11 protein-coding genes, 2 pseudogenes and 1 other annotated feature are annotated in these 11,821 nt (G+C 36.2%); of the genes and pseudogenes, 8 read left to right on the forward strand and 5 right to left on the reverse strand.

The window, feature by feature from the left end; genetic code table 11:
• Nucleotides 1-200, reverse strand: a 200-nt coding sequence (locus tag V7083_RS13895; RefSeq protein ID WP_335478723.1) for a DUF2651 family protein, incomplete at its 3' end; no start/stop codon positions are given.
• 255 nt (nt 201-455) lie between these two features.
• Here V7083_RS13895 and V7083_RS13900 point away from each other — a divergent pair.
• Complete coding sequence (locus V7083_RS13900) at nt 456-767, forward strand: ABC transporter permease (protein ID WP_335478726.1); 312 nt, start codon at nt 456-458, stop codon at nt 765-767.
• 265 nt (nt 768-1,032) lie between these two features.
• Nucleotides 1,033-1,483, forward strand: a pseudogene (locus V7083_RS13905) (transposase); the annotation flags it as partial.
• 157 nt (nt 1,484-1,640) lie between these two features.
• Here V7083_RS13905 and V7083_RS13910 read toward each other — a convergent pair.
• Nucleotides 1,641-1,820 (reverse strand): hypothetical protein, encoded by a 180-nt coding sequence (locus V7083_RS13910; RefSeq protein WP_335478728.1) that lies wholly within the window; start codon nt 1,818-1,820, stop codon nt 1,641-1,643.
• A 94-nt stretch (nt 1,821-1,914) separates the two neighbouring features.
• On the opposite strand from V7083_RS13910, the pseudogene V7083_RS13915 reads away from it, so the two are divergent.
• Nucleotides 1,915-2,660, forward strand: a pseudogene (locus V7083_RS13915) (IS1595 family transposase); the annotation flags it as partial.
• A gap of 46 nt (nt 2,661-2,706) precedes the next feature.
• Here the strand turns inward: V7083_RS13915 and V7083_RS13920 are convergent.
• Nucleotides 2,707-2,961 carry a hypothetical protein gene (locus tag V7083_RS13920; protein ID WP_335478730.1) on the reverse strand — a complete coding sequence of 85 codons (255 nt, stop codon included), beginning with the start codon at nt 2,959-2,961 and terminating at the stop codon, nt 2,707-2,709.
• A gap of 73 nt (nt 2,962-3,034) precedes the next feature.
• Here V7083_RS13920 and V7083_RS13925 point away from each other — a divergent pair, with 73 nt between their 5' ends.
• Both V7083_RS13925 and metG read left to right on the forward strand, forming a co-directional pair.
• Nucleotides 3,035-3,850 carry a YdbC family protein gene (locus V7083_RS13925; RefSeq protein ID WP_335478760.1) on the forward strand — a complete coding sequence of 272 codons (816 nt, stop codon included), beginning with the start codon at nt 3,035-3,037 and terminating at the stop codon, nt 3,848-3,850.
• 67 nt (nt 3,851-3,917) lie between these two features.
• Nucleotides 3,918-4,191, forward strand: a binding site (T-box leader).
• A 65-nt stretch (nt 4,192-4,256) separates the two neighbouring features.
• Complete coding sequence (gene metG / locus V7083_RS13930; protein WP_335478732.1) at nt 4,257-5,891, forward strand: methionine--tRNA ligase; 1,635 nt, start codon at nt 4,257-4,259, stop codon at nt 5,889-5,891.
• A gap of 271 nt (nt 5,892-6,162) precedes the next feature.
• Here the strand turns inward: metG and V7083_RS13935 are convergent, their stop codons facing one another.
• Both V7083_RS13935 and V7083_RS13940 read right to left on the reverse strand, forming a co-directional pair.
• Nucleotides 6,163-6,345, reverse strand: a complete 183-nt coding sequence (locus tag V7083_RS13935) for a hypothetical protein (RefSeq protein ID WP_335478734.1) — start codon at nt 6,343-6,345, stop codon at nt 6,163-6,165.
• A gap of 147 nt (nt 6,346-6,492) precedes the next feature.
• Nucleotides 6,493-7,407, reverse strand: coding sequence for an MBL fold metallo-hydrolase (locus tag V7083_RS13940; RefSeq protein ID WP_335478736.1), 915 nt, complete (start codon nt 7,405-7,407; stop codon nt 6,493-6,495).
• A gap of 113 nt (nt 7,408-7,520) precedes the next feature.
• Here V7083_RS13940 and pepF point away from each other — a divergent pair, with 113 nt between their 5' ends.
• The 3 genes from pepF to V7083_RS13955 all read left to right on the forward strand — a co-directional run bounded on the left by pepF (nt 7,521) and on the right by V7083_RS13955 (nt 11,596).
• Nucleotides 7,521-9,317, forward strand: coding sequence for an oligoendopeptidase F (gene pepF, locus V7083_RS13945; protein ID WP_335478739.1), 1,797 nt, complete (start codon nt 7,521-7,523; stop codon nt 9,315-9,317).
• Between the two features lie 99 nt (nt 9,318-9,416).
• Complete coding sequence (locus V7083_RS13950; RefSeq protein ID WP_335478742.1) at nt 9,417-10,283, forward strand: SDR family oxidoreductase; 867 nt, start codon at nt 9,417-9,419, stop codon at nt 10,281-10,283.
• 710 nt (nt 10,284-10,993) lie between these two features.
• Nucleotides 10,994-11,596 carry a competence protein ComK gene (locus V7083_RS13955; RefSeq protein ID WP_335478744.1) on the forward strand — a complete coding sequence of 201 codons (603 nt, stop codon included), beginning with the start codon at nt 10,994-10,996 and terminating at the stop codon, nt 11,594-11,596.
• Nucleotides 11,597-11,821: the final 225 nt, after the last annotated feature.

The following is an 11,821-nucleotide window of genomic DNA, read 5'->3' on the forward strand; positions in this document are numbered from 1 at the left end:
TAACTTACTATTATGGAAAGTATCGTATATAAAATCAACCAAATAAGAAAAGATTCATTAAAAATTGACATCATCAATAAAGCAAACACAACAAATGTAAGTAAGGGCATAACGAACCATTTTCTAAAAAACAAAAAGCCAATTATTGAACTTACAACAACGACAATAGGAAAAATAAGTAATATCAAACTAAATTCCATACCCCGCTCACTCCCTTTCCATACCATAATTATACAAGATTGAGTGTAAAATTACACTTTTAATTGAATGTATATTTGAAGGAAAAAACAAACTTTACAAAAACGGTCAATGGTGATCACAAGACTGCCAAAAATTACATTAAAAAGCACCCTTTAACTATCAGTCTGCAAATTAGGAAAAAAATGTTAATATTAAGTATGTCACCTTGAATTCTTTTTTTACATTTTTTCTTAAAGTACGATTAGGAGGCTAATATGAGCGGAGATGGATTAGTATGGATGATATTATTGGTAGCTCTTTTGTTATTAAATTTTATGGCTATTTCTTCTTATAACAAGAAAAATACATCTTTTTTGTGGTCTGGCTTGCTTATTTGTATTATGGGTCCAGTTATTGGGTTTATTTCTGGTTCTATTTTTGTAAATTTGGACCATGTTGAGGGAGGAACTGGTGAAGGCGGAGCAATTGGTGCAGCCTTTATAGGGTTGATTATCCTTGGTAACGGAATGATCTACCTAATCGTCGGCATTATTATGATGATTAGTCATTTCTTTAAAAAGGAATAATTCCTACGTACCTTTATCCCTAGGGGCAAGTGAGAATGATTCATAATAGATCTATCTTTTAAAAAGGAAATAATAATTACGAAAAAGACAAAAGAAACTTGTTCTTTTAACTACCTATTGGTGACTTATATAAATAAATATATTAATAGGTCTCTGTAGGGATTGCGGTAAGACATTTAACGAAAGGCTGTTTTCGTATAGATTGTGGCTTTTTTATCATACTTGTAAACGATTGATAGAATAGGTTTTCAGGAGGCGTTCAAGTATGTGGGAAGTTGTCTATGAGGATTTCAGTGAATTAACCAAATCAGAACAGATAGCATTGTTTAATGCAATGAGACAAGATTTGTTTCCAAATGAACCAGATAAAGAAACTAAACTACTAAAAAGCATTCGTGAAGCTCGATTTCCTTCTGGTTTGGATTGTGTTCATTGTGGAAGCACTTCGGTTAAACGGAACGGTAATTATCGTTCAAGACAAAGCTATCTTTGTAATGATTGTAAAATCGTTCAATGATATGACGAACACACCATTTTCAGGCTCTCGTGACAAGTGGGTGAAATACATTGAACTAATGTTCGAGGGTTATACTTTGTCAAAAATCGCCAAATGCTTGAAAATTCATATCTCTACCGCTTTTTATTGGAGGCATAAAATCTTGAATGCATCAGGGAGCCTTGGTTTTAATCAACTGCAAGGAGTTGCTACGAAGGATCTGGACAATTATCTCTATTGGCTCNNAAATTGGAAAAACTTAGCAATTGAAAATCGAGCTGAGCAAATGCTTTTTTCAGCCTGTCAAAAATCAAATAAGGTCACTGTTCCTAACTTTAGAGAAGCATATTAACAAAGAAAAAACACAGCAATTTTAATTACTGTGCCTTTGGGTTCTCCTTGTTCTTTCCTACGGAAAATGCAGAGCATAGTAGGAATACTGTTCCTAAACCGACTCCTACAACCATTGAATATTCAAAAATATTTTTTAATGCTAATCCACTTGCAATTGAAGCGACAAAAAACATCAAAAACATTACTGTATAATTATTTTTCATTTATTTACCAACCCCCTTTGCCATTATTATACAATTAATATTGATTTTTTAAAACCCTACAAAAAAACAACAAAGTTTGCGAGAACAGCCTAAGGAAATGACAAACACTCCTTTTGCTGGCTCTCATTTTCCAAAGAAATGGTTGCATTATATCGAAATAAAGGTTGAAGGATATACCCTACTAAAATCGCTGAACGATCTGATATTCATATCTATTTCGCATTTTGTGACAAAAAATGTTAAACGCTCTCGCTCAGCATGGATTTAACCAATTAACAGGCATTCTAGAAAGTGATGAAACATTCTTTTGTGTATCGGTGAAAGGGAGAGAAGTCACTCATAGGAAAGAGAAAAAACGTGGAGAAAAAGATGAAAAAAGAGATATTTCTAATCAAAAGATAGCGGTGGTAGTTGTTCAAGACTGTAGCGGGAATACAATTGCCCGAAAAGCAGGAACAGGGCTTATTAAAGCTGAGGAAATAGATATAGTGATTGATGGATACATTCATCCATATTCTTTGTTGTGTACTAATACTGTAACTATCTATAAGAAGTTTGTAAAAATGGTAAATTTACAACACGACTCATTAATGAGAGAAAAAAACAACGTGTGAAAAATATTTATTTCCTTATTCAGCAAGTTAAAAATTTTCATAATGGCTTAAAAAATGGATGGTTCGGTTCCAGAGAGGCACCACAAAATACCTAGATAATTATCTATATAGTTTCGTTGGGTGGACTTAAGCGAAAATTTGGCAATTGAAAACAAGTGGAGCAAATACATATTTGGTGTGTCAAAAATCAAGTATTATGACAGTTGAAACGCTTCGCTCGTCTTAACCGCAGAAAAAAGAACGTCCATTGTTGGATGGCGTTCTTCGGATTATTAAAATTCGTTTAGGAAAGCAGCTCCTAAAATTCCAATTAAGGAAACAGTAAGTATCACGACAATACTAAGAACAACAGGAACCCATTTCTCTTTTCCTGAATTTCTAATACCTAACACAAAAGCGATAATAGGGCATATAATCATTGCGATAACAACGATAGGACCTAAACTTCCAAACGAAATGTTCGCTTGGATTAGACCAAAAAGAATAAGGGTTATGGCTAGAAAAATATATGGTAATATTTTGGACAAAGTTGAACCTCCTTTTTGCTAATATATGGAGTATTTCCATTGTATCATAAATCAGACCCACTATTTGAATTTAATGGTATTTTTTTCCATTTGGTTGATTTATGAATTTGATACCCTATATATATTTCATCTAAAAACAACAATAATTACGAAAGCCGCCATAAAAAATATAAATACAAGTATCTGCCTATCAAATGCAATTTACTATTTAACAAATGGCTTAGTAATAGGGGTGAAAATAATGATGATAAAAAGAATTTCTTGCACAGTAAAAGAGGGCAAAAGGGACATATTTTATGAGTACCAAAAACAATGGGAACCTATTAGTAAGGTTAAAGGATTTTTAGGACAAGTGGGTGGGTGGTGCGAAACACAGCCGTTGACTGCTTGTATTTATTCATTTTGGGAAAGTCAAACAGATTATCAGTATTTTATGATGGAGGTACATGACCGAATTTATGTCAATTCAGGGCAAGAAAGTACCTGTACTTCAATAGATGTAAATCTGTTTCAAGAAAAACTAAGAATGTCAGGTTTAGAGGATCATTTTGTTAATGTCTTGAGGAATGGCCATTTTTTTCGTGTTACCTTGTCACAAGTTAAAGAGCAAAAAACGGAGCACTTTGTTGAAATGCAGAAAAAAGTTTGGAACTTAGGAATGGAAAAAGCTGAAGGGATGCTTGGCGGAACATTCGCATTTTCCCAAAAAGAAAGTAATTACTTCCTTGTATTAACGGGTTGGAAGAGTGAAAATTTACATCAAAAATATATAGAGAACGATTTTCCAGAATTACTAAAAACCGCAAAACCTAAGAATGATGTACTGGAACTGACAGGTGAAAAATTTAATGTTGAAGAAGCATGGCGTGTGTGCCCAACGGTGCTATGAAATCTAAAAAAATAATATAAAGATTGACTTCAGGAAAATTTTTGAATAAACTATTTTTAATTATAAAATAAAGGCTTTGATGAGAAAAAGTAAAATGATATTGTTTTTTCCAGAGAGCTTCGGTAGCTGAAAAGAAGCAAAAACATTCATTTGAACAATGGTCTCTGAGCTTCGTACCGAACTTACTTTAATGTATTAGTAGACTAAGACGAGTTTTGGCACTCGTTATCAATGTCACAGTATAAGAGTATCATTTTTTACTCCGTACTTGTTGAGGCAGATGGTGTGAACCATTTGCGAAATAAGGTGGTATCACGTGGAATCCAAACCTCGTCCTTAACTTTTACAGTTAAGGCGAGGTTTTTTTGTTTTCAAAATTAAAAATCATATCGGGAGGTTTTTATCAATGAGTATTTTTATTGGTGGTGCTTGGGCTTATGCGAACGGCTCATTACATTTAGGGCATATTTCAAGTTTGTTACCTGGCGATATTCTTGCGAGATATTACCGTTTAAAGGGAGAAAAAGTTTTATATGTTTCGGGAAGCGATTGTAATGGAACTCCTATTACAATTAGAGCAAAACAAGAAGGTGTATCTCCAAAAGAGATTGCGGACCGTTATCACCAAGAATTTGAAGATTGTTTTGCAAGATTAGGATTCACATATGACACATATACAAGAACAGACACAACACATCACCATAAAATCGTTCAAGAGATTTTTTTAGAGTTGCTTGAAAAAGGATACATCTATAAAAAGGAAATGGAACAAACCTATTGTGAATATGATCAGCAATTTTTGCCTGATCGTTATGTTGAGGGGATCTGCCCTCATTGTGGGGCGAATGCTCGTGGCGATCAATGTGACGTTTGTTCTAATGTGTTAGAACCACTTGAGTTGCTTGATAGAAAATGTAAAATATGCGGGAAACCGCCTACCACAAGGTTTACAGAGCATTTTTACTTTTCTTTAAGCTCATTCCAAAATGTCTTGGAAAACTATACTCAAGAAGCAGAAGACCAGAACCTATGGAGAGAAAATGCTATTTCTCTCACTAAACGCTATTTAAAGGAAGGATTGCGAGATCGAGCGGTTTCGAGGGATTTGCCTATTGGGGTAAGTGTTCCAGTTGCTGGATATGAAGATAAGAAAATCTATGTATGGATTGAGGCTGTATCAGGATACTATACAGCAAGTAAACTATGGGCGAAGAAAACAAATAAGGACGACTCAACGTTTTGGATTACAACCGCTCAATCTTATTATGTTCAAGGGAAAGATAATATCCCTTTCCATTCAATTATATGGGCTGGGATTCTTGCTGGTCTTGGAAAAGAACCATTACCAACGCATATTGTTTCAAATGAGTATCTGACTTTAGAAAAGAAAAAATTATCAACAAGTAAAAATTGGGCTGTTTGGGTTTCAGATATTTTAGAAAGGTACGATCCAGATTCGATCAGATATTTCCTAACAATAAATGCACCAGAGAACAGAGATGCTGATTTTTCTTGGAAAGAATTCATTTATAGCCATAATAGCGAGTTATTAGGGGCTTATGGTAACTTCGTTAATCGTACATTAAAATTTATAGAAAAGTCATTTGATGCTGTTATACCTGAAAAGAACATATCTTTGAACATTCAGGATAGGGTAAATCGCTTGTACACTGAAGTAGGTCTTTGTATCGAAACTACTGCTTTCAAACAAGGATTGGAAAAAGTTTTTGAACTTGTTAGATTTTCAAACAAATACTTTGATGAACAACAACCTTGGAAACAAATAAAGGAAGATCCCGAGTCTTGCAAACAAACTTTGGCGAATTGTGTTTATCTTATTGCAAATTTAGCTCATATTCTTACTCCGTTTCTCCCTTTTTCGAGCAGGAAAGTCAAGGAAATGATAAATACAAAAGAAACCGAATGGAGAGCGTTTATTGTTAAATCGCAAAGATTGTCAAAAGTAGAAACATTGTATGAAAGAATAGACCCAGTAAGAATTGATGAAGAGATAGAAAGGTTAAACCACCAAACTGTTTAAATGATACATAGCCTAAGTTTATTTGAGCTTTGGCTATTTTTTTATGAATAAAAAAGCACCGTTAATACGGTGCAAATGGGTTGGCAATTTGCTATTCATTTCTGGGTGTAATTTTACTTTTTGACATATGAAACAGAATCTGATTAATCGAATTGGGGTCATTATTAATGTGTGATTTTTAGTTATTTCTTTATCTGTTTTAAGGGTAATTCGCTTTTTCACTCCCATAACAGAACCCCTTACTGTTGATTGCATTCCATATAATTTGAAATCAAGTACGAATGGTGGAGGTATTAAAATTTTTAATCATTTTTTGCAAGTTTCTATGGCCTTCACGTAATTTAATGGTTTCCTCTATAATTTTTTGAAAGCCTTCCAGGTCTCGGTCGGTTGCGTTAAGTAAGGATCTTGGGATTCCTTCGACGATTTGTTGGAGGGTTAGTTCCGTGCTCAAAGAATTACCACCTTTCCACTTTTATCGGATAGACCACTATAGTGTCTATATTAATATTTTTCGAAAGATGGCTATTTTTCCTGCTAACATGGTGAAAAACTTATCACCAATTCTCAACAGATTACTTCAAATAACGACCCAATCCCGTTATTTGAACATAGTCTCTCCTAACAGTAATATCTTCAGCTGTTCTTTAGGCAGCTGCAATGGGTCCCATTCCTGAATCAGTCGCTCTTGTGCTTCAGGCCCTGTGTCATCTGCCAGTCGATAGGCACCGTAATGCATTGGCACAAATTCCTTGGCACCCAGCTCCAAAAAAGCTTTCACACTGTCCTCCGGATTAATATGCGAGTCCTTCATAAACCATTCAGGTTCGTAGGCACCAATTGGCATATAGACCGTATCAATCTCAAACCGTTCACCAATTTGTTTAAACCCGGAAAAATATCCGGTATCTCCAACAAAATAATGCGTCTCATCTCCGGATCGAAACACAAAACCGCCCCAATGAGACGTATTCATGTCCGTTAATGATCTTCTAGTCCAATGCTGGGCAGGGACAAAATCAATCGAAATTCCTTTATGTTCTACACTTTCCCACCAATTTAAATCCGTTACATTCTGATAACCTTTTTTTTGAAAAAGCCTCTTTAATCCAGTAGGGACAAAAAAATGAGGATTTCCTTTGATTTTTCTAATCGAAGGGAAGTCCAAATGGTCGTAGTGTCCGTGAGAAATCACTACCACGTCAATATACGGCAATTGTTCTATGGCCAGCCCTGGCTCTGTTAACCGTTTTTGAAAGCCCATACGCAAAGCCCAGACAGGATCGGTTAAAATATTTAGTCCATTTAGCTGTATCAGGAATGTAGAGTGACCAATCCATGTATATGAAGTTTGCGTCTTGTTTTCAAGGAGCTCCGCCATTTTTTTATCAGGACTCTGCTCGATGTTCACTGTTAAATCCTTCACCTTGCTACGTCGTTCTTTATTCCACTTCTTCATATCTATAAATGATTTCTTATTACTAACATCATCCAAATTTGCATATCTTTTCATCAATGGATCACCTTTTTACCGTCGTTTATCCATTATTATAACAACATTCAAAAAGGCCTTCAAAAATGAAGATTTCTTCGGCGCATGGTAAAATGAAGTAATACATAAAAAGGAGGATGCATGTGACGACAACTTATCAAACACGGGATGAAGTACCTGAACAAGAAAAATGGCGGATCGAGGACATCTACCCATCTATCGAGGCTTGGGAAGAAGATTACCGTTTTTTAGAAAATCAAATACCGAAAATGAAGCAATTTGATGGGGCTATTCATAGTGGAACAGCACTTTATCAATATTTATCGCAAAATGAGGAAATGGAAGGTAAGTTTAATCTGATCTATGTGTACGGGATGCTTCAGGGTGATATCGATACAAGGGACACTAGAGCCCAATCTTTACTAGACCTTGCTAGGCAGTTGGCCGTAAAAATGAATGGCGCAACCGCATTCTTCATGCCTTTTCTCTTAAGTTTGGAAGAAAGTACATTAAGGGAATATATCCAGCAAGAGCCCCGCTTAACCTATTTTGAAAAAGACTTATTTGAATCCTTTCGATATAAGGATCACGTATTATCAAAGGAAAAAGAAGAGCTCCTATCTCAATTGGGAGAAGCATTATCGTCACCAAGCCAAACATTTAATATGTTAAACAATGCCGATATAAAGTTTGGTGAAGTGACCAATGATAATGGGGAGAAAGTGGAATTAACCCGAGGTATGTATTCGAAATGGATAGAAGACGAAGACCGTGAAAAAAGATGTCAAGCCTATAAAGCCTATTATCAACCATACCTACAATTGAAAAATTCGATTGCATCGACGCTATCTTCAAATATCAAAAATAACGTAACCATGGCGCGACTACGCCATTATCCTTCTGCACTGGAAAAAGGCTTGTTTGGGGACAGGGTTCCAAAAAAAGTTTATGAGAAGTTGATTGCTTCCACGAAAGCAAATATCTCTTCCATGCACAAATACACCGCGATCCGCAAACAAAAGCTGGGTGTAGAGGAATTGCGTCAATATGATATGAATGCACCACTTGTAGATGGTGTTAAAATGGAAATCTCCTATGATGAAGCGTATGACACCATTTTGAAAGCACTGGCTCCGCTTGGTGAGGACTATGTTAAAACGCTGAAAACGTTTAAGGATGCTCGTTATATTGATGTTAGGGAAACACCAGGAAAGCGTTCGGGAGCCTATAACTTGGGTGTTTATGGTGTACATCCATTTGTCTTACTTAATCAGCACGACGATCTTGACAGCATGTTCACGATGGTACATGAATTTGGACACGCGATGCATTCCTGGTATTCTAATTCTCATCAGCCAAAAATCTCCGCCGGATACAGTATCTTTGTCGCGGAAGTAGCTTCCACGGTTAATGAAGTACTGCTAATCCATTATCTATTGAATAAAGAAACCGATCCAGCGATTAGAAAGTATCTAGTAAACCACTTTATAGACCAATTTAGAGGGACCTTTTTTACTCAAGTCATGTTTGCAGAGTTTGAAAAAATCACCCATGAAATGGCAGAAAGCGGAAAACCGTTAAATGTAGAGAGTTTTAATCAAATCTATGAATCTTTATTCAGACAATATAACGGGGATGACATAGTCTTTGATGAAGAGGTAAAATACGGATGGTCACGGATCCCGCATTTCTACCGGCCGTTTTATGTATACAAATATGCGACTGGCTTTGCCTCAGCAATTCATATAGCTGAAAAGCTACTTGCAGGGGACCGTGCAATACTTTCCGCCTATTTGGAATTCCTCAAGAGCGGCAGTTCCGACTATCCGCTTGAATTATTAAAGAAAACTGGTGTTGATTTAACGACGTCCGAACCGATTGATAATGCGTTAAACCGCTTTGAACAGCTGGTAATAGAATTTGCTAGTTTATAAGAAGTTGCTGAGGTGACTTCTTTTTTTATTCCTTTATAATGGAAGAATAGTCGGAATCAATCAAGAATAATGGAAGTATGAATGAGAAGGGGGCCTATTATGACGGAACGTCTAAAGACGATGCCGATAGCCTTTATAACAGGGACATCGAGTGGATTTGGCATGTTTTTATCTTTGGCACTCGCTCGAGAAGGGTATCATGTGATTGCGACCATGAGAAATCCAAATAAGAAGGACAGGCTCGAACAGATGGCTGCCCAAACAGGTGTGGCAGGTCAAATAGAAATCGTAAAACTGGATGTGACCGATTTTGCAGAGGTTGAACAGGTGGTTTCCGATATTCTGACAAGGCACGGAAAAATTGATCTACTTGTAAACAATGCTGGATATGCCCAAGGCGGGTTTATTGAAGACCTCGCAATTTCAGACTGGAAATCGCAGTTTGAGACGAATTTTTTCGCAGTTGTTGCGGTGACAAAAGCCATTCTTCCAACGATGCGGCAAAATCAAAGCGGTACGATTGTCAATATCAGCAGCATCTCCGGTAAAATGGGTCTACCCGGGATTGGCCCGTACTCATCCTCAAAATTTGCTCTAGAGGGTTTCAGTGAAACATTGCGGTTAGAGGTGTTGCCATTTGGTATTAAGGTAATTGTAGTAGAGCCGGGGGTATTTAAAACCGACATTTGGTCCAAGGGAATGGAGTCTGTTAAGATTGGTCCGACTTCCCCATATGCGGAATTTAAGGATAAGATCGTTAGCCTGGTGGGGCAGATGGAAGAACGCGGCGGAGATCCGATGGAAGTGGTAGAAGTTATTCTTCAGGCAGTGAAGTCCGAAAACCCGCAGTTACATTATCCAGTAGGAAAAGGAGTCAAAACACAGATACGATTTAAAAACCTGTTACCTTGGCGGTGGATTGAAAAAAATCTTGCCAAACAATTCGGATTCTCCATTAAAAAGTAGAAGATATTAAAAGCAACTGGGTGTATACACCAGTTGTTTTTTGCATTTTTAAACTATGTTAAAGAAAACTGTTGATTTTACACCCTATGACTGGAGCGGAATCAAATACAACTTTAACAGAACCTAAAAATAATGAAATATTTGTGAAAAGTTAATTTTATTAAAATTAACGGTATTGAAAGGGAAATATTGTATATTTATACATTATAAATACTATTTAATCATCATCCAATCATTTTCCATGGTAATTGGATAAAAATTGTAAACTAGAATTCTATTTGTGTCAATACATGCAATTTTCAGTTTTTTGGGATAAACACAAATTATTAGAATTTTATCGACAAATATTTACAATCATAGGTCATACTTAATATAATATACAAGTAGATTGTCGAAACGCAGACGGCAGATTCAAGATTGTGCAGCTCCACGAACCTCACTACATTCCCCCACGAACAAGTTTGCATTCCTCCATTCCCAATACACCAAACAGATTGTACCATTTTAGGAATATGGATAACGGACAATCATGTGATATCACTCACAATAAAGAGGAGGTGTTACATGTAGTTTAACAAATAGAAGCCCCCGGGTACATGTTTTGACCGACCAGCCCGGGGGAAACGGAAGTTGGGTATGCCAACTCTTATGGTTAGTATACCCCTTATTTATAAGAATTGATAGAGAAAACTTTTTTGGGGGATCGGTATATGAAAAATGAAAGTAATAGATATTTCTTTAATGAAAAAACTATTCTAATAACAGGAGAATATGACAAAACGGGTAAGCTTGTTACGAGAATTATTGAGGGAGAAGATACCTTTCTTGTCGACCAGCCACCGTTAAAAATTATTGAAAAAAATCTGTTGTTGGTTGGATCAAATCTAAAAGGTGCACGTAAAAGTTCCATGGAAATCCTCGGACCTCATTTACGATTTTATCCGCTAGCGATTAATTCACATTTGGATATCTTTTTATTGCCAACAAGGTCGGGCAGGAAAAGTAACTGTGTTTGGTTTTCACTGGCTCACATAAAGAAGCAAACACCGATTGGCACGAAAAAAACGGAAGTGGTGACTAGCTACGGTCATGTCGTTGAAATTGAACTTCGGACCATGTCATTTAACAACCGAATAAAAAACGCCAAATACTTACGGGACAGTATTATTAGCAACACTTTGAATCCCTTGAACTTATATTTGGAACCGAAAATGGGCTTTTTCGTTTGTGAAGATGCCGGTGAAAATAAGTATACCATTCGGTTTATAGATCCTGAGGAAGATGACGAGGACGATGAAGATTTGGAAAAATAATATTATTACAGTTTGTATGGTATAATTAGGAAAAGAAGTAAAGGATGACTAAAATGGTATGGAAAAGGTCCCTTAACCGTCATTTGCTATTGCTTCTACTCATGTCTGTGATTGTAGCAAATTATTCCTTATACCGCACAGCTTTCGGTCGAGAAATTTTACCTGAAAATCCTAATAAACTGGTTGTAGCATCCATGATTGATTTGGCACTAGTAGCACCTCTGT

Source organism: Bacillus sp. JJ1764 (assembly GCF_036962145.1).
Taxonomy (GTDB): domain Bacteria; phylum Bacillota; class Bacilli; order Bacillales; family Cytobacillaceae; genus Neobacillus.